The 19,359-nt window shown below is 60.6% G+C and carries 14 protein-coding genes; 5 read left to right on the top strand and 9 right to left on the bottom strand.

Translation table 11 applies throughout. The features are described 5' to 3' along the window. Window positions 1–205: 205 nt before the first annotated feature. The 7 genes from PW792_17755 to PW792_17725 form a co-directional block, all read right to left on the bottom strand. Window positions 206–1,300 (bottom strand): nucleoside hydrolase, encoded by a 1,095-nt coding sequence (locus tag PW792_17755; GenBank protein MDE1163774.1) that lies wholly within the window; start codon window positions 1,298–1,300, stop codon window positions 206–208. 4 nt (window positions 1,301–1,304) lie between these two features. Further along, complete coding sequence (locus PW792_17750) at window positions 1,305–1,907, bottom strand: AAA family ATPase (GenBank protein ID MDE1163773.1); 603 nt, start codon at window positions 1,905–1,907, stop codon at window positions 1,305–1,307. 17 nt (window positions 1,908–1,924) lie between these two features. Beyond that, complete coding sequence (locus tag PW792_17745) at window positions 1,925–2,986, bottom strand: nucleoside hydrolase (protein MDE1163772.1); 1,062 nt, start codon at window positions 2,984–2,986, stop codon at window positions 1,925–1,927. Between the two features lie 101 nt (window positions 2,987–3,087). Beyond that, the gene (locus PW792_17740) at window positions 3,088–4,182 is read right to left on the bottom strand and encodes a nucleoside hydrolase (protein MDE1163771.1); all 1,095 of its coding nucleotides are present in this window, start codon (window positions 4,180–4,182) and stop codon (window positions 3,088–3,090) included. A 15-nt stretch (window positions 4,183–4,197) separates the two neighbouring features. Further along, window positions 4,198–5,697: an amidohydrolase family protein gene (locus tag PW792_17735; protein ID MDE1163770.1), complete on the bottom strand. Its 1,500-nt coding sequence runs from the start codon at window positions 5,695–5,697 to the stop codon at window positions 4,198–4,200. Between the two features lie 133 nt (window positions 5,698–5,830). Next, a complete protein-coding gene (locus PW792_17730; GenBank protein ID MDE1163769.1) occupies window positions 5,831–7,243 on the bottom strand; it encodes an amidohydrolase family protein in 1,413 nt (470 codons plus the stop codon). Window positions 7,244–7,445: 202 nt separating this feature from the next. Beyond that, the gene (locus PW792_17725) at window positions 7,446–8,393 is read right to left on the bottom strand and encodes a LysR family transcriptional regulator (protein MDE1163768.1); all 948 of its coding nucleotides are present in this window, start codon (window positions 8,391–8,393) and stop codon (window positions 7,446–7,448) included. 389 nt (window positions 8,394–8,782) lie between these two features. On the opposite strand from PW792_17725, the gene PW792_17720 reads away from it, so the two are divergent. The 3 genes from PW792_17720 (at window position 8,783) to PW792_17710 (ending at window position 15,167) form a co-directional block, all read left to right on the top strand. Then, window positions 8,783–11,983 (top strand): TonB-dependent receptor, encoded by a 3,201-nt coding sequence (locus PW792_17720; protein MDE1163767.1) that lies wholly within the window; start codon window positions 8,783–8,785, stop codon window positions 11,981–11,983. 107 nt (window positions 11,984–12,090) lie between these two features. Further along, window positions 12,091–14,448, top strand: a complete 2,358-nt coding sequence (gene hrpB / locus PW792_17715; protein MDE1163766.1) for an ATP-dependent helicase HrpB — start codon at window positions 12,091–12,093, stop codon at window positions 14,446–14,448. Then, entirely contained in the window at window positions 14,445–15,167 is a 723-nt protein-coding gene (locus tag PW792_17710; GenBank protein MDE1163765.1) for a DUF72 domain-containing protein, read from the top strand. The genes hrpB and PW792_17710 overlap by 4 nt, the downstream gene beginning before the upstream one ends. Before the next feature lie 245 nt (window positions 15,168–15,412). Here the strand turns inward: PW792_17710 and PW792_17705 are convergent, their stop codons facing one another. Continuing rightward, on the bottom strand, window positions 15,413–17,035 hold the full coding sequence (locus PW792_17705; protein MDE1163764.1) for a DHA2 family efflux MFS transporter permease subunit: 1,623 nt from the start codon (window positions 17,033–17,035) through the stop codon (window positions 15,413–15,415). Between the two features lie 100 nt (window positions 17,036–17,135). Here PW792_17705 and PW792_17700 point away from each other — a divergent pair, with 100 nt between their 5' ends. Both PW792_17700 and PW792_17695 read left to right on the top strand, forming a co-directional pair. After that, window positions 17,136–17,918 carry a C4-type zinc ribbon domain-containing protein gene (locus tag PW792_17700; protein MDE1163763.1) on the top strand — a complete coding sequence of 261 codons (783 nt, stop codon included), beginning with the start codon at window positions 17,136–17,138 and terminating at the stop codon, window positions 17,916–17,918. Next, window positions 17,915–18,469: a 5'-3'-deoxyribonucleotidase gene (locus tag PW792_17695; GenBank protein MDE1163762.1), complete on the top strand. Its 555-nt coding sequence runs from the start codon at window positions 17,915–17,917 to the stop codon at window positions 18,467–18,469. The genes PW792_17700 and PW792_17695 overlap by 4 nt, the downstream gene beginning before the upstream one ends. A 19-nt stretch (window positions 18,470–18,488) precedes the next feature. Here PW792_17695 and PW792_17690 read toward each other — a convergent pair whose 3' ends face one another. Continuing rightward, on the bottom strand, window positions 18,489–19,289 hold the full coding sequence (locus PW792_17690) for an XRE family transcriptional regulator (protein MDE1163761.1): 801 nt from the start codon (window positions 19,287–19,289) through the stop codon (window positions 18,489–18,491). Between the last annotated feature and the right edge of the window lie 70 nt (window positions 19,290–19,359).

The following is a 19,359-nucleotide window of genomic DNA, read 5'->3' as shown; positions in this document are numbered from 1 at the left end:
CGAAACGAGGGATCTGCTTGTGACCAGACATCAGCCTCCCGCCGCCCCTGCATTCTCTCCGTGCCCTTCTCCGTGCCTCTGCGTTCCCGCCTTTGAAGTAGTTCGTCTTCAGACCACCGTCATAGCCCAAACAAAAAGGAGGGCATCAGCCCTCCTTCCGTGCCCCTCTGTGCTTCTCCGAGTCCTCCGTGTTCGCCTTAAAGCTCTACTCCATCGCTCCGGCAAACATCTTCTCAAACCGCGCCACATCCACCGCGCGCACGACATCCACCACGGGCTCACCCAGCCCCGGCCCTTTGCCTGGCCGCCACGTCAGCGTGTCTCCATAATTCGCGGAGCTGCCCTCGGTATTGAAGTCCATCGACACGCGCTCCGTATGCTTTGACAGTGTCGGATCAAGCCATAGCGCCACCGTCACCTCATCCCACATCGGCAACCCCATCACCGGGTACGCCACAATGTACTTCGCGGCCAGTGACTTCGACTTCCGCAGTGGCCCAAGCAGTTGCTCGCCAAACTTCGGCTCAATCGTGGCATCCGTCGGCACAATCAGCAGATGCTTCCAGCCCGCTTCCATCACGATGCTCGCGGCCTCCGGGTCCCAGCGCACGTTGAAGTTCGAGCGCGGAGAAAACAAAAACTGCAGCGAGTATTCATCGCGCGAAGGAGGTTGTGGATTCAACGCCGCACCCATCCACACAAAATCCTTCGCCTGCGCCGCAAACTGCTCATCGAGCTTCGCCGCCAGCGCGATATTCGTCACCGGCCCCAGCGCCACAATCGAAACCTCGCCAGGATACTTCCGCACCTCGTGCACCAGAAACTCAGCGGCCGTGCCGTCAGCGGGCTTCGTATGCGGCTCGCCTTCCTTCATCACAGGCACCACATCGGCCCCGTGCCACGGATCGCGCGGAGCCTTCGCGTACTCCGGCCACTCCTGCATCCAGGCACCTTTGTACTGCAGCTTGCCATGCATCGCTTCCCAGCGCTTCGTTTTCTCCAGCGAGTTCAGCAGCGGGTTCGTTGCCCCGCGATACACCGGGATATCCGTGCGCCCGATCAGCTCCAGCATCCGCAGCGTGTGCGCCACATTCTCCGCCTGCCAGCCATCGCCGCTCTCCACGGTAATGCCCAGCACATCGACATCCTTACTCTCGATCGCCAGCAGCATCGAGAGCATGTTGGAGCCACCCGGCCCCATCGCATCCTGATCCAGAATCACTTTGCGCTTACCCGCTGCCTGCGCCGTCATCACGGCACAAACCAGCAGCAACACCAACATGCTCACTCGCTGCTTCATCCTCTTACTCCTCGTTCGTTACGTTCGCGCCAGCCTTCTTGCGAAGGTAATCGCCCCACTTCGAGTCATAGCCCGGGATGCGGTTGAACAGCTTCGCCCCATTCTCCCACCAGTGAGCCACCGTGCGGCCCATGCCCACGCCACGGCGCGTATGCAGGTCGACCATAAAGTCTTCCACCAGCACGCCGCGTTCGCCGCTCTCGACCACACCACGCGTCCAGCCTGAAAGCTCCATCGACATGTTGTCCTTAGGCGCCGTCGCCAGCAAACGCACCGCATGAGCGCAGTAGATCCAGCGATCACCGGGGTCGGCCATGCGTCCAGCCTGCTTGTACAGTGCGTCGATCACCGCCGGGGCCGTCGGCATACCCAGCCCAACGTCTTCGGTCGCGATAATCTCCAACCGGCGCCACAGCACCTCTTCCGCGTCTGCTCCGGACGAGAAAAACTCAAACGCTGCAATCGCGGCTTCTTCTACATTGCCGCGGCGAATGTTCTTCTGCAGTACCGAGCGCAGCTCATCGATCGGAAAGCCGCGAAGGCTCGTCGTGCGGCTCCAGGTATCTTCGCTCTGATAATTGCGATAGGTTGCGAGTTGCTGTTCCATAGTGACTTCTGCCTTTCTTACTTTGGTTCGTGATGTGCTGCCATCGGCATGGTCATCAGGTTGAGAAACATCTGCGTGAAGCGGGCGGTATCGAAGTCCCACGCCACATCAGACACATGCGCCTCCGGCGGCGGTACAGGCTTCTGCCGCTTCGGCTCAGGCTTGTCCGGCCATGCAATGCCGGCGTAGCCCTTGGGCACTTCATCCCAATACCAACTCGCGCCGTAGCTCATGCCCGGCATCGTGTCGATATCGATATAGAAGCGCTTCCAACTTGTAATGATCGAAGGATCGATCAGGTATGCCGCCATCAGCTCATCCGGCATACGGAACCACTGTTGAGGCTTATGCTCGCGATACGGCTTCATCACCAGCTCTTCGTAAAGCGCAGCCTCTACTTTATTGTGCCCCTTTGCGATCGCAGCCGCCATCTCCGGCGTCTTGTGCAGCTTCTCGGCCACGTCCACGGTAATCACCGTCATCTTCTTCCACGGCGCATGCAACACCATCTGCGCGCTCTCCGGGTCATAGACGACATTCACCGTCTTCGGCTGCATCTCCGGGCTCGTGCCCATAAAAACAACCTCCTGCGCCAGCTCCACAACGCTCGGGTCCAGCGAGATCGCCAGCGCCAGGTTCGTCAAAGCACCACCGCAATAAATCGTCACCTCGTGCGGATACTTATGCACCTGCTCGATGATGAACTCCGCCGCATGCCCCTTCGCTGGCTGCAGCTTCGGCATCCCGCCAAACGGCGGCTTCACCACATCCGGCCCCGGGCTGTACTCGCCATACGCTCCCAGAAACGGGTCCGTACGCGTCCCGCCATACAGCTTCGTCAAACGCACCGGCGTATAGCGCGACTGCACCAGCGGGAACTCCGCGCCCATGTACACCGGCACATCCGGCCGCTTCAAATCCTCCAGCAGCTTCAGCACATCGGCCGTCTCCTGCTTCAGCCATCCGTTGCCTGTCACCACCGTTACGCCCAGCACATCAATGTTCGGCGCGTTCAACAGCATCACCAACGGGTCTTCGTTATCTCCGATGATGCCGTCCGTATCCTGATCAAAGATCACCTTCCGCTTCGGCCCTTGGGCCTCTGCGTGTACGGCAGAAAAAAGAAGTACCGTGAGTGCGAAAACACTCACGGCACGAAGATAAGCATTGGCTCTTCGAATCACTTTGTCAGTTCCTCGATATACGGCTTCGGTGCAGGCTTGGAAAGCAGCTCGACAAGATACTTCTGCAACCGTGGCAGATCCACATCCATCTGCGCATGAACCATGTTCAGCGGCAGCGCGGGCTTCGCATCTTCGGAGTATGTCAACGTATCGCCGTAGTTCGGCCCCGCCATCGTATCCACATCCATATAAGCCACCTGCTCGCGCGTAATGATCTTCGGATCAAGCCACGCCGCAGCCGCCAGCTCATCCCACAGGTAGTTGATCATCACCGGTCGCCGCGTGTACTTCGTCACATACTCGGCCGCAGCGCTGTGCGCCTTCGCCAGCCCATCCAGCACTTCGGGGTCAGGCCGCGTCTTCAGCGACGCATCAATCGTCGTCACCGTAATCTTTTTCCATGGCGCCCGCAGCACAATGCTCGCGGCCTCCGGGTCAAACCAGAAGTTGAACTCATGCCGTGGCCAGTTGCTCCACTCCGGCTTCTCCGTCTGCGGGTTCAGGCTTCCCCCCATCAGGATGATCTCCTGCGCCAGCTCCGCAAAGTGCGGGTCAAGCCTGCAAGCCATCGCCACATTCGTCAGCGGTCCCGCTGCATAAATCGTCACCTTGTGTGGATACTTATGCACCATGCGAATCATGAAGTGCGACGCATCTTCTTCCGCTGGCTTGGCCGTCGGCGCGCCTTCGCGCAGCGGAGGAACAAAGTCCCACGCCTTCTCCGTGTTGCGCGCCGAGAACGCTCCCTCGAAGTGCGCCTTGCCATAAAGCTGGGCCTGCAGCCGTGTACTCTGCGGCGTACGCAGCAACGGGAACGGCGCTCCGGGATACACCTTCACATCCGTGCGTCCAACCGCCTCCGTCAGCCGCAGCGCATGCTGCACCTCCTGCTCGCGCCAGTTATCGCCGGTCACCACCGTAATGCCCAGCAGGTTCACTTCGGGCGACTGCAGAAAGACCAGCAGACTCATCATGTCCGAGCCACCCGGCCCCGATGCATCCTGGTCCGCAATCACGTAACGCTGCGCGTGAGCAGTCACACTCACGCACAGCGCCGCGCAGGCAAACAACTTCGTCAACACTTGCTTCATGAACGAACGTCCTCTTTAGCCGCCCTGCGTAACAGAGATGGCCTTTTCATAATTAGCAATGATCCGCGGATAGCGTTCCTTCACATTGGCGCGCATCTTCTCTACATCCAGCGTCAGGAACTCGCGGTCCTTCATCACAACCTTGCCATCGACAACGGTATGGCGCACGTGGTGTCCCACGCAGTTCTGACCCAGCGTAATCGTCGGGTCCATGCTCGTGAACTGATCGTAATCGTCATGGCCAACCAGAACGATATCGGCGAGCTTACCCGTCTCCAGCGATCCTGCCTTCTTGCCAAGATGCGCCGCCGCCGCGCCACCACGGCACGCATGCTTCAGCATCGCCGCATAGCTGATCGGCCCCTGCGCGTGGAACGGCATACCGTAACCAATCGTCTGCCCCATCACCGCATAATGCGACACCTGAAAGAGATCGAGCGTGCCATGCGAGCCCGGCCCATCGGATCCAAGACCAACGCGCACACCCTGCCGAACCATATCCAGCATGCGATGCGGCGCCAGGTAGTAGTTATGGAACGCGCAGTGCGCCACCGACGCATCATGCTTGGCGTACAGATCCACATCGCTCGGCGTCAGCAGCACGGAGTGCGCGCAGTGCATACGGCTGTTGAAGATGCCAATCTTCGCAAAGTACTCCGGCGGGCGGCAGTTGTAATTCTCCACCGTGTAATCCACCTCGTACGTGCCTTCCGAAAGATGCGTATGGATTGCCACATCCAGCTCATCGGCAAGCTTGGACATACCCAGCCGAAGCTCTTCGGTGTTCACCACAATCTGCCGCAGCGAAAGCCAGGCGTTCACACGCTCGTGCCCCTGCCACCGCTTCACCAGCGCCTCGTTCTCCTTCAGCGCCTGCGACGTCGTCATGATGTGCGACTTCGGCAGCGCGCCGCCCTCGCCATCCATATCGCACGTGTTCAGCGAGATGCGTCCGCGAATGCCAACATCCACCGCCGCGCGGCCCATCTCATCCGGATGCGGTCCGCCTGCTTCCAGAAAGTTCGTCGTACCCGCCGAAATCATCGACGTGTACGCCACCAGTCCGCTGTTGTAAACGTCCTCCGGCGCGAGTCCGCTTTCAAACGGAATCAGCGTCTTCTTCCAGCCCGGGCCCTTGCGCTTGGTCGTGCGATGTACGCCGCGCAGAAACTGCTGCGCCGTATGCATGTGCGTGTCCGTCATGCCAGGCATCGCGATCAGCCCGTTGGCCTTCAACGTCTCCTTCGGCGTGTACTTCGTCGCCGCTTCCGCTGCCGTCCCAATCCACTCAATCGAGTTGCCCTTCACCGCAATCGCACCATCGGCAATGACCGTGTCCTTATCGTCAAAGGTCACAATGTCGCAGCCTGTGATCAGCAGGTCGATGTTCGTCGGCGGCGTAAACGCGCCCAGCACCTCAGCACGCGAAACTGCCGGTGCAGCCACAACCGCAGCAATCGCGCTCGCGGCAAGAAACTCGCGGCGTGTAAGCCCGCCTGACTTCATTTCGCTCATAGGGATCCTCTTTCCGGGTGAACTGCGGTTGGTAGGGGGCGTTGATAGCTAGTGGTTAATAGCTAGTGGTTAGTGGTTATGGCTGACAACGGACAACTGAGAACTGACAACTCAGGCGGCGCGCAAGCGCCGCCTAATACGGCGTATGCTTCAAATCCAACTGCGCATGATACCGCTGCATGATCGAGGTGTACTGTTGGCCTACGTGCTCGCGCATGGGGCCAAGGTCAATCGTGAGGAACTCGCGATCCTTCATCACCACACGGCCATTCACCACCACCGTGCGGACGTCGCGTCCATTGCAGTTCTGGCCCAGCGTAATCACAGGGTCGACAACAGGGAACTGGTCGTAATCCGTCTTCGCCACCAGCACCACGTCCGCCAGCTTGCCCACTTCCAGCGACCCGATCTGGTTGGCCATGCGCGCCGCGCGAGCACCATTGCGACAAGCCAGCTTCAACATCTTGTCGTAGCCAATCGGGCCGCCCGAGTGAAACAGCGTGCCATACTCGATCGTCTGCCCCAGCACCGCATAGTGCGCGACCTCGAACATATCCAGCGTGCAACGACCGCCCGGGCCATCCGTTCCCAGCCCGCAAGCGATATCGCGGCGAATCATCTCGTAGAACCGCTGCGGGCCAACCCCATAGTTGCCAAACGCGCAGTGGCACGCCGAAACCTTACGCAGAGCATAGAGATCCAGCTCTTCGTTGGTCAGCAGAATGGAGTGCGCCGCGTGGATGTACTCGTTCAACGAACCGATCGAATCCATATACCCCGGCGGACGCTTGCCGTACTCATTCATCGTGAAGTCGACTTCGTACGTCCCCTCCGACAGGTGCGTGTGGATAGGCGTATCAAGCTCCTTCGCCAGATGCATCATGCCCAGGCGAAGCTCTTCCGTGTTGACGATGATCTGCCGCAGCGAAAGCCACGCGTTCACCGTCTCGTGGCTCTTCCACCGCTTCACCAGCGCTTCGTTCTCCTTCAGCGCCTGCGATGTCGTCATGCGGTAGTTGGACGGCAGCGTGTCGTCCATATCCATCGTGTTCAGCGAAACCTTGCCGCGAATCCCGACATCCACCGCCGCCCGCGCCATCTCATCCGGATGCGGCCCGCCTGCTTCGAGAAAGCACGTCGTTCCCACCGAGATCATCGACGTGTAGCCCGCAATGCCGCTGACGTAGACGTCCTCCGGCGTAAGCCCGCACTCAAACGGAACGTAGTAGTTCTTCCAGTGCGGCGCCTTGGACGCATGCTTGCGGTGAATCGCCGCCAGCTTGCCGCGCAGAAGCTGTTGCCCCGTGTGGTAGTGCGCATCGATCAGCCCGGGCATCGCGATCTGCCCGCTGGCTTTCACCGTCTGCTTCGGCGCGTAAAGGGCTGCGGCTTCAGAAGCTTTGCCTATCCAGACGATCTTGTTGCCCAGGATGGCGATCGCACCATCGAGCACCACGTTATCGTGGTCGTCAAACGTCACAACGTCAGCACCAGTGATCAGAAGATCAACAGGCAGAGGAGCTGCACCATGCATCGGGGAGGTCATCCTTCCGTGAATAAGGGACAGTTCAGACGAGGCCGCTCGCAGAAGGCTCAGGCGCGAGCGTGATATAGGCTGATTTCCGCTGATTGAAACACATGCAGACCCTGAACTCCAATCGAAGTTCCCGATCAGCCGATAGCCGAACCTGATTTCGCGCGCAGATTGCGGCGAAATTCGCGACTTGCATTAAAACGTTTCAAAATGATTACGCGAGGGAATATTGCAGGCAAACTTCGCGGGCGATTTTGACCGCCAGCTCGGTAATCGGAGACTCATCGGACAACCGTGTGGCGATGCCCATCTCCGAGCGCAGATTGTGCAGATGCAGCTCGCGAACCACGATTTTCTGCGATGGCGAGTTGACCACCATGCTGGGCAGAATCGCGATGCCTTCGCCTGCCGCAACCAGTGACGGACCAAGGTACATCTCGTCGATCACATTGGACACAACAGGCTGAAAACCCGCTTCCAGACAGCGTTCTACGATGTGGTCGTGGTATCCCGGGGCCCACTTCCGGCCGTACATGATGAAGCGTTCATTGCGCAGATCGGCGATGGAAATATGCGGCGCTTCGGCCAGCGGATGGCCCTCCGGCAGACACAGCACCAGAGGCTCATGATGAGCAGGAATGATGCGCAATCCCTTGGCTTCTACGGGCAAACGAACGAAGCCGATATCGAGCGAAGAGGACTGCAACTCCGCCACGGTAATGCTCGTATGAAACGAAAAAAGATCAAGCTTTACGTGGGGACATCGCCGGTGAAACTCGGTCGTGATGTTGGGAACAATCTCTCGCGAAGCCGACGGCGGAAAGCCAAAACGCAGCCGCAGCGTCTGCAATTGCGCCGCTCGCTGCGCGGCCTGGGCGGCCTCTGCCGCAGTCGCCAGGGTGTCCCTGGCTCCATCGAGAAACGCTTCCCCCGCGTGCGTCAACTGCACGGTACGCCGGGTTCGATCAAAGAGGAGGACGCCAAGCTCTTGTTCAAGCCGCTGAATCTGGGCCGTAATCGCTGGCTGAGACAAATGCAATGCGCTCGCGGCCTGGACGAAGCTGCGCTTCTCCGCGACGGTGACAAACGCACTGAGAGTTCTCAGTTCCAGAACATGCCTCCGAGGGGCTAGAGCTGGTCCATTTCCGCAAATATCGCTCATGACTGGCCGGAAGTCAACAAAATCCAGCCAAATGATTGATTCTGCGCGAATAACAACCATCGATTACAGATTTGTGAAAAATGATTGGACTCCGCCTAGAGTCCGTGTTTGAATCGCTTCAACTCTGCAAGTTTCTCGTCCACAACCAACCCCTGATCTGCCAAATAGTGAAGTACCGGCAAGGCTTTGAAATTCAGGAATTTCCGCATCACCGCTCCATGGTGGTGGGGCGTTTGTGTACCTACACGCAATATGTTTCCCCGGCTCTTGTAACGTCTGCGCTTGATTCGCGAAGAGACAGCAAGTATCGCGAGCAAGCACCACTCCACAGTTTGCCGGACTCCTGTCCTGTTGTCGCCGGCACTCACCTGTATGACGGAGAACTGCATATGCTTTCGCCTCTACGCGATCTCTCGGCGACGTTCTGGCGACGCCGGGTTACTTATACTGCTGCTGTTGGCGCTCTGGCGCTGACAGTCGGCGCTGCTGCGGCCCAGTCTCTGGCTGGCCTTGGCGCTCTGAACGGTGTCGTTCGCGACCCTTCGGGCGCAGTGGTCCCCAACGCTGACGTTGAGCTGGTCAACAAAAACCTCGGCATCGATCGCCACCTTAAGTCGACTTCGGACGGTCTTTACCTGTTCCCGTCGCTTCGTCCGGGTGAAGGCTACGTCATCGTGGTGACCGCTGCGGGCTTTGGAACATCGAAGACCACGTCGTTGACCGTGCATGTAGGTGAACAGCTTGCCGTACCGATGAGCCTTACGGTCAACGCGAGCGACAGCGTTACCGTCTCCGATGCGACCGCGCCGATTGTGGATACGTCCAAGACGGAAACGTCGGCTCTGATCAACCAGGCGCAGATCATGAACCTGCCCATCAACGGCCGCCGTGTGGATCAGTTCGCCCTGCTCTCGCCGGGCGTTGTGCAGGACGGTACAACGGGTGAAATCTCATTTCACGGCGTTCCATCCGGTAACGCCTTCCTCCAGGACGGTGTCGACGTAACGAACCAGTGGTTCGTGCAGAACGCTGGCGGCAGCGCCGTACTCTCGAACATCTCGCAGGACGCCGTGCAGGAGTTCCGCACGGAAGTCGCAGGCTACTCGGCTGAGTTCGGCCGTGGCGCAGGCGGCGTGGTCAACACGATTACCAAGAGCGGTACCAACATGTTCCATGGCGGAGCGTTCTGGTTCTTCCGCAACCGCACGCTGAACGCAACCGATCTGTTCTCCAAGCGCACGGTGAATGGCACGAACGTTGCATTCAACCCTTCGGAGTATCGCCACCAGTACGGCGGCACGGTGGGCGGTCCGATCATCAAGGACAAGCTCTTCTTCTTTGCCAGCTACGAAGGTACGAAGCGTAACTTCCCGATTCAGTCGACGCTGACCAGCGCGACGGTTCTCGATGCAAACGGACAGTTGCTGACGGGAGCCTGCGATACGACGGTAGCTACCGTTGCGCAGTGCACGGCAGCTCAGACGTATCTCAACCGCTTCCATAACGCGACAGTTCCACGCAACCTGAACCAGAACGGCGGCTTTGGCCGTATCGACTGGCGTCAGAATGACAAGAGTTCGTGGGCGTTCACCGGCAACCTGCTGAACTACTCCGGTACGCACGTCGGCGTTTCGTCGGCAGCGGTGACCGATGGTAGCGGTACTTCGGCTGTCAACTACAACGTCAGCACGCACATCCGTAACGGTCACATCTCAAACACCTACCTGGTCACGGACCACTCGGTAAACGAACTGCGCCTTGGCTATAACCAGGACCATCGCTTCCAGGGTTTGCCGACCGACCTGTTGCCTCCGGGCGCTCTCCGCTCCGCCCTCTCGGTCGGACCGGTAAGCAACCTGGGTGTTTCGGTGAACGCACTGCCCAATAAGCAGCCCAGCGAAACCCGCTACACCTTCGACGATACGTACTCGATCTCGAAGGGCAAGCACCAGATCAAGGTGGGCGCCAGCCTGGCGTACCTGCGTAGCTACGAAAACGGTATCTACAAGGGACCCGGCCAGTACACCTACAACTCGTTCACCACATGGGCTCAGGATTTGACCCCACTGCCAACCGATACCCTCGCTGGCCGTCATTATGCTGGTTTCACGCAGGCGATCGGCCACCCGATTACCCGCATCACGATCCGCGATTATGACTTCTTCGCTCAGGATCAGTGGCAGATTACGCAGAAGCTGATGCTGAACCTTGGCGTCCGTTATGACTACGCAACCTACACGCAGCCGCCGGCACCGGCATTCGCAGCCACCGACTCGACTGTTGGCAAGATCAACCAGCCCAAGCTGAACTTCTCGCCTCGTATCGGTTTCTCGTATGCCGAGAACGGTGGCAAGACGGTCTTCCGCGGCAACTACGGCATCTTCTACAACCGCCTTCCCGGTGCAACGATCACTCGTCTGCAGCAGCTCGGCGGTACGATTCGTAAGTCGCTGCCGACGCTTACGCCCGCAACCACCTACGCTCCAAACTATCCGGCTGTGCTGACCGATGCTGCGCTCTCGACGATTCCTTCGTCGCTTGTCAACACCGGTTTCACCAAGCCTGGTCTAGGTACTCCGTACGTTCAGGAAGCTCAGCTCGGCGTGGAGCAGCAGCTCTCCAAGGACACCAGCCTCAACATCGGTTACCTGTGGGCTCGCGGTCTGAAGTTCCTGCAGCGTTCGGATCTCAACATCGGCGCTCCGACAGGTTCGCAGACCTACACGGTGAACGAACTGAATGGCACCTCGCATTCGCTCGTGCTGCCGACCTACCTTGCCTCTGCGAAGAAGTACTCGCAGTACGCACAGATTCTGCAGATCGATAACTCGGGCCGTATCTGGTACGACGGTCTGCTGGTTGAGTTGAAGCACCGTGAGAACCGCTTCCTTCAGGGCTCGATCAACTACACCTGGTCGAAGGCAGAGGATTTGACCCAGGGCGCTGCGAGCTCGAACTACTACTTCAGCGATACGACCGATACGCTCTTCAACGGTGCTTTCCCGGTGAATGGCCGCAGCGGTTACTCGTATGAAAAGGGCATCTCGGCTGAAGATACACGTCACCGTGTTGTCATCAGCGGAATCGCGATGATCCCGACGGACATGTTCCACGAGCACTGGAAGCAGCAGGCCCTTGCAGGCTGGCAGCTTTCGCCGGTCTTCGTGTGGGCAACACCTCAGCATGTGAACTCGACGCTGACGATCTCGGCTTCGAACAGCGCATGGTATCAGTCGGGCAGCATCACCGGTCTCGGTGGCGAGTCGCCTGCTTATAACCGCGTGCCGTTCTTGCCGATCAGCAACCTACCGCTGGGCACAACCGCTCAGCTCGATGCGCGCCTCACCAAGAAGTTCCCGATCAAGAATGCACAGACGATCGAGCTGAGCTTCGAGGCGATCAACGCACTGAACCACATCCGCTACACCTCGGTGAACCAGGTTGGCTACACGGCCAACGGTGCAACGAGCGTGATCACGGCTGCTTCCACGGCATGGCCCTCGGGCTATGGTCGCGGTACGGCATCGGCCGGCTTCCCGGACGGTACCAATGCACGTCGTGCACAGGCAGCGGTTCGCTACACGTTCTAACCCAACGCGCGGCATACGCCGCACCTAACCCAAACGCCCCGACTGCACTTCGCAGCCGGGGCGTTTGCTTTTGCCTGCACGGGCGGCGATGGGAGAATGGAGAGGTTGTGATCTCTTCTTCTCTGCCCATTGATGCGGTGTTGCCCGAGCTTCTGCGAGTGCTGAAGCAGGGGCCGAACGTTGTGCTGGAAGCTGCTCCTGGAGCGGGCAAGACGACGCGTGTGCCGCGCGCTCTGCTCGATGCGGTGAGCGGCGACGTGCTGGTGCTGGAGCCGCGGCGCATTGCTGCGCGGCTGGCGGCGAGGCGTGTGGCTGCAGAACTGGGTGAAGAGGCCGGAGAGACGGTTGGCTACCAGGTGCGGTTCGAGGAGCGCGTGGGGCCGAAGACTCGGCTGCGCTTTGTGACTGAAGGCATTTTGAACCGGCGGCTGCTCGGCGACCCTGAGTTGAAGGGCGTTTCGGTAGTGGTGCTGGATGAGTTTCATGAGCGGCACCTGGAGACGGACCTGGCGTTGGCGCTGCTGCGTCGGCTGCAGAAGGAGCGCAGGCCGGAGCTGAAGATCGTCGTGATGTCGGCGACGTTGGAGGCCGCTCCGGTGGCGGCGTTCCTTGGAGGCTGCCCGGTGGTGCGCTCCGAGGGACGAGCATATCCGCTGAGCGTGGAGCATGTGGGGTATACGTCCAAGCCACTGCCTGCGCTGGTGCGCGACGCGGTGGAACGCATTGTGAAGGAAGACTCCGCGGGCAATGTGCTGGTGTTTCTGCCGGGGCAGGCGGAGATTCGACGCGCGATGCGCGAGAGCGAGGATGTGGTGCGGCGGTATGGGCTGACCGCGCTGGCGCTGCATGGAAGCCTGACGCCTGCGGAGCAGGACCGCGTGGTGCAGCCATCGCGGGAGCGCAAGGTGATCTTCGCGACGAACGTGGCGGAGAGTTCGGTGACGGTGGACGGCGTGAATGCGGTGATCGACAGCGGGCTGGCGCGGGTGGCGAGCCATTCGCCGTGGACGGGCCTGCCGCTGCTGCGCATTGGCCGCGTGAGCCGGGCTTCGGCAATACAGCGCGGTGGACGCGCAGGGCGCATGGGGCCGGGGCGCGTGCTGCGGCTGTATGCGCAGGAGGACTTTCTGCTTCGTCCGGAGCATGACACGCCGGAGATTCTGCGGGCAGAGCTCTCGCAGTTGCTGCTGGCGTTGCGCGCGCAGGGTGTGGCGCATCCGAGCGAACTGACGTGGCTGGATGAGCCTCCGGCAGATGCCGTGCGTAGTGCGGAGACCTTGCTGGATGCGCTGGGCGCGGAGGGCGAGATGGCGGCTCGGATGGCGCGGCTGCCACTGACTCCGAGGCTGGCGCGGGTGGTGATTGCGGCACAGGAGCGCGGTGTGGGCGAGGCGGCCTGTCGCGCGGCGGCGCTGCTGGGGGCTGGCGTCCCCATGGTGGAGAACGAGCTGCTGGCCGCGATGGACAAGCATGCGGGCAAGGCGATGGATGCTCGCGTTCGCCTGCAGTACGAGCAGCTGCTGCGAGTGGTGAAGCCAGCGCGGGCGACGCGTGAGCATGACGATGAGGCGCTGCTGCTGTGTCTGCTCGCAGGGTTTCCTGATCGCGTGGCGAAGCGGCGCGTGGGCAAGCAGGTGGGATTGGCGAACGGCGTTGCTGCCGAACTTGCCGGGGAGTTGCCGCAGGGCGAGTACTTTCTCGCGCTGGATGCAGAGGACCGCGAAGAGAACCCGCTGCCACTGGTGCGGACGTATGCGCGGATCGAGCCGGAGTGGTTGCTTGACGTGTTTCCGGAACGCGTGCGCGATGAGGTGACCGTCGAATGGAACCGTGGGGGCGAGCGCGTGGAGCAGAGAAGCGCACTGCTCTTCGACAAGCTGGTGATCGAGGAGTCGCGAGGGCTGGCGAGCGACGAGGACGCCGCGCGGATGCTGGCCGAGAAGGCGATCGAAGCTGGGCTGGAGCGGTTTGTGGATGCCGAGCACCTGGAAAACTTTCGCGCGCGCGTGAAGTTTGCCGGAGTTGTGGTGGATGAGGAAGCGACACTGCGGGAGTTGGCGTACGGCCTGCGGACGTTTGCGCAGTTGCGAGAGGCGTCGAGCGGATTCTTCTCGCTGCTGGAAGCGCAGGTGGGCGCGGGCAAGTTAAATGAGCTGGCTCCGTCGACGATTCGGCTGAGCAGTGGGCGGCAGACGAAGGTGCATTACGAGCTGGACCGTGCGCCGTGGATTGGGTCGCGGCTGCAGGACTTCTTCGGCATGAAGGAGACGCCGCGCATCGGGCCGGAACGCACGCCGGTAGTGGTGCATCTGCTGGCGCCGAACCAGCGAGCGGTGCAGACGACGACCGATCTGGCGGGGTTCTGGGAGAGGCTGTACCCGAGTACACGCAAGGAGCTGATGCGGCGGTACCCTCGGCACGCGTGGCCGGAGAATCCGCATGTGCCGGTGGAGGCGAAGCGATGAACAACGTTCGCATTGGCACGGCGGGATGGACGATTCCGAAGGAGCATGCGGCACGGTTTGCGGCAGAGGGCTCACACCTGGAGCGCTGCGCCAGTGCGTTGCGGTGTGTGGAGATCAACTCAAGCTTCCATCGTCCGCACATGCTGAAGACGTGGGAGCGCTGGGCGCGATCGGTGCCCGAAGACTTTCGCTTTGCGGTGAAGATGCCGAAGACGATTACGCATACGGCGAAGCTGGTGGACACGGGTGCGCTGCTGGTGGCGTTTCTTGAGCAGGTGCGCGGGCTCGGAGAGAAGCTGGGGCCGCTGCTGGTCCAGTTGCCGCCGAAGCTGGAGTATGACGAAGGCGTGGCGCATGAGTTCTTCACGACGTTGCGCGAGCTGCATGATGGCGCGGTGGTGCTGGAGCCAAGGCATGGGAGCTGGTTTGCGCCGGAGGTCGATCGCACGCTGCGCGGCTTTGAGGTGGCACGCGTAGCGGCTGATCCTCCGAAGGGCTCGGCACTGGCGGGCAGGCCCGGAGGTTGGATGGAGCTACGGTACTGGCGGCTGCATGGCGCGCCGCGCACGTACTACTCCGAGTACAGCGAGGGTTTTCTGCGGGAGTTTGCGGATCGGATGCGGGAGCCTGCGCGGGCGAAGGAGACGTGGGTGATCTTCGACAATACGGCGCTGGGACATGCGAGTGCGAATGCGATGGAGTTGCAAGGGTTGCTGTGAGAGGTCCGGGCCTTCTTGCTGGCGGGCTTTCTACTCTAAAGGCAAAAGCGGGAACGCAGAGGTGGCACAGGCTGAGGTGATGGGCGTGGCACGACTGGCGACAAGCAGGTCGCTCGGCTTGCTCGGGATGACAACTTGCACGAGTGGCAGGTTTACTGGGCCAGATGCAAGATGCAAGAACAAAGCAAACGCCCCGGATGAGATCCGGGGCGTTTGCTTTGTTGCAGATTAGCGTTACGGGTAAGTTAGTGGCCTGCGTTGGAGGCAGCATCCTTGGGGGGACGCGGGATGAGGAAGAGCAGCGGCAGGACGCAGGCGCAGAAGAGGGTGAGATAGCGGATGATGTCGACGTACGCAAGCGTGGCCGACTGGCGATGTAACTGGGCGTAGATGTACGCCTGTGCCGTGTGAACGGCTCCGCCAGAAGATGCGCCACCGTTGCCGGCGGCAAACGAGCCAGACAAAGAGTGGACCTGAGACTGGAAGGCCGTGTTCAGCGACGTCAGATTACGGATCATGCTGCTCTCATGCGCAGCGGAGCGACGCACCAGAAGCGTGGCCATGAAGGCCGTACCGCAGGAGCCGCCGATATTACGCGCAAGGTTGGTGAGACCCGAGACGTCGTTGTTCTCGCTCTGCTTCACGCCGACGTACGCAATCGTATTGATCGGAATGAAGAGGAAGGCGAGGCCCGAAGCCTGGAAGCAGCGCATCACCACCAGTTCGCCGTAACTGATGTTGAGGTTGATGTTCGCCATGTAAATGAGCGATAGCGTCAACGAGGTAAAGCCGAAACCAATGAGTTTTCTTGGATCGACCTTGCCCGAGAGGATGCCCACGACAGGCATCATCGCCATCATCATGAAGCCAGCAGGTGACAGCACCTTTCCGGCAAGTTCGGCGGTATACCCCAGCAACGATTGCACGAACTGCGGGATGAGAATCGTGGTGCCGTAGAGCGAGAAGCCGAGGACGAACATCAGGATGAAGCTGATGGCGAACTGCCTTCGCTTGAAGAGCGTGAGGTTGAGTAGAGGTCGATGCCCCTCACGAAGCTGCTTGAGTTCCCACCAGATGAGCAGGACAAAGGCCGCGACCATCACGATGGAGAAGAAGACGATGAGGTGCGAGGCGAACCAGTCGTCCTCCTGGCCCTTATCGAGCAGGAACTCGAGCGAACCGAAGGTGAGGCCGACGAGAGCGAAGCCCAGGAAGTCGAGGCGGACGCCACCCTTTTGCGCTTCAGCCACCTGCTTTTCAACGTAGGGAGGATCTTCCACGATGCGCGAGGTGAGGAAGAGCGACAGGAGGCAGATCGGCACGTTGAGGAAGAAGATCCAGCGCCAGTCGAAGTTGTCGGTGATGTATCCGCCGAGTGTCGGTCCGATGGCCGGAGCGACGACGACGGCGAGGCCGTACATGGCGAAGGCCTGCCCTCGTTTCTCCGGGGGGAAGGTGTCGGCGAGGATCGCCTGCTCCGAGGGAGCGAGGCCGCCGCCACCGATGCCCTGGAGGATTCGGAAGAAGACGAGCAGAGGCAGCGTGGGCGCGAGGCCGCAGAGCGCCGACGAGATGCCGAAGAGCGCCACGCAGATCATGTAGAACTTCTTGCGCCCGATGAACGTCGTCATGTAAGCGCCTGCGGGCAGGATGACGGCGTTGGCGACAAGATAGGCCGTGAGTACCCACGTAGCCTCATCCTGCGTGGCGCCGAGGCCGCCCGCGATGTGCGGCAGCGCGACGTTCGCGATGGAGCTGTCGAGCACTTCCATGAAGGTCGCGAGAGTGACGGTCATGGCAACGATCCACGGATTAATACGTGGACGCCAGGGGACAGCAACGGGTTGAGCGAGAGCAGCAGTGGCCATAAATGTGTTCTGTTGATTCTAAAGATGTGCGAACGGCGAAAAAATTGCAGAAAGTTGCGATATTTCTGACGTGCTAGGCTTCAACTCGGATCGAGGGACGATGAATCAGGACCTGGAACAACTGGTGACGCTGCAGGCGATTGCTCTGGAGATAACGAGCTTGCGTGCTGAATTGACGCGGCTTCCGGGCATTGTGGCCGCTGCAGAGAAGGAGCTTGCCAAGGCAGAAGCTGCACTGAAGACGGTGCAAACTACGCTGTTGGCAGAAGAGGCTCTCCGGAAGAAGTCCGGGGCGGATGCGGAGCAGAACCGCGCCAAGCTGGGGCGGTTGAAGAAGCAGATGGACTCTGCGACCAGCACGCAGCAGGCGACGGCGCTGGAGCACGAGATGGGGTTTGCCGGAGACGCGATCGCACGGCTGGAGGACGAGGAACTGGCCTCGATGGAGCGCAGCGAGGTGGCCGAAGCGGAGTTGGCGCGGGCAACCGAGACCCTGGCGAAGGCCCAGGAAGCGCTGTTGGTGAAACGGCAGATCGCGGCGCAGGGCAAGGAAGATGCGGATGAGGCGCTGGTGGTTCGCGGCGCGGAACAGGTCGCGGTGCGTGCGGGGATCAGCGAAGATGTGCTGGCGATGTTTGACCGGCTGGCGAAGTCGCGTGGCACAGGGCTGGCCGAGGGAGTGAACGAGCAGTGCTCGGCGTGCCGGATGAAGGTGAGGCCGCAGCGCTGGAATGAGTTGACCGGGCGCGAGCATGCGAACGAGATTATGACCTGCGAAAGCTGCGGGCGAATTCTGTTCTGGGACCTGAGGAACGATCGGCCCGGTGCTTGGCCGGCTGGCGACCGGCTGCGTCGGGCGCTTACACTGGACGTGAAGGCATGAGCAGCAACGCGAACAATACCGGCCGCAAGATCATCTGTGTAGACATGGACGAGGTAATCGCCGATGCGCTGGCAGAACAACTAGTTCGATACAACCGGGACTTCAGCGAGGAGCTGAAGCGCACAGACCTGCAGGGGCGTTGGCTTTGGGATACCGTTCCCGAGGAACGGGTGCCCGCGCTGCAGGACCACCTGCTGAGCGATGACTTTTTTGCCGTGCTGGATGTGATGCCGGAAGCTGCGCGCGTGCTGGAACGACTGCAGTCACGCTACGAGATCTTCATCGCCACAGCGGCGATGGAGGTGCCGACAAGCTTCAATGCGAAGTTCCGCTGGCTGAAAGAACACTTTCCGTTTATCCCGAACTCGCACATTGTGTTCTGCGGCGACAAGGGAATCCTGCGCGGGGATTATCTGATTGACGATAATCCGCGGCAGTTGCGGCGGTTCCAGGGCGAAGGGATTTTGTACACGTCGCCGACAAACCTTTATGTAGAAGGCTTTCGGCGCGTGAACGACTGGCTGGATGTCGAAAAGATGTTTCTCGGGTAGCTTGTGTGGCTCCCGCGGCTTAGGCCGCCGAGCCGCGGGCTACCTTCGAGGGGCTCGCGGTGATTGGCACGCGTAACCCTGTGGAGAGGGTGCGCAGTGACTCCGGCATGGTGATGATGAGGGCTTCGCAGGGTTCGTGGCCGACGGCGCGGTAGCAGTGCGCGGCGGAGGCGTTGAAGTAGACCGCATCGCCTTCTTCGACGACCTCGCTGCGGTTGCCGTGGACGATGTTGAGCGATCCACCAAAGATGAAGACGAACTCAGAGCCGGCATGCTGGTGCTCGCGAACAGGGCGGTCGTTGTCCTGCGGCAGAAACTCTGCAACGTAGGGCGCGATGGTGTTGTCGCCGGGAATGTGGCCGAGGCTTTCGAAGAAGTAGGCAGGCTCTTCTGCGCCGGTCTGCGGCTGGCGCTGGCGGTCTGCGGCGCGGACAATGCGGAAGAGTTCGGGGCGCTCGGGCTCAAAGAAGAAGCTGAGATCCTTCGAGAAGACCATCGCGATGCGTGCGAGATTGCGCAGCGTGGGAACGACGCGGCCGGTTTCAAGCTGAGAGAGGAAGCTGGCGGAGAGGCCTGTGTGCCGGCCGAGTTCGACCAGTCCCATGCTCTTACGCTGGCGGAGGAACTTGATGCGCTCGCCGATACGCTTATTTTCGATGAAAGCTTCGGCGGCTTCCGGCGTGACGCTGGAAGAAGCGGCGGGGAGCTCTTCCGCGGCGGCGGAGCTGCCCTGCTTTGCCGTGGCAGCGGACGGGACACGCTGCAGGAGGTGGGGCTTGGGGGATGCTATCGGCAGAGCGGCATTGATCTGGGTACTCACTTGATTTTCCTCTGGCCCTAACTTCATGTGGATGTTTGCTTGGTTCCTGCTCGGTCTGTATGTCAATTCG

This window comes from Acidobacteriaceae bacterium (assembly GCA_028283655.1).
Lineage (GTDB): Bacteria > Acidobacteriota > Terriglobia > Terriglobales > Acidobacteriaceae > Granulicella.
The sequence above is the reverse complement of the archived record's forward strand: the minus strand, read 5'-3'. Positions and strand labels throughout refer to the sequence as shown.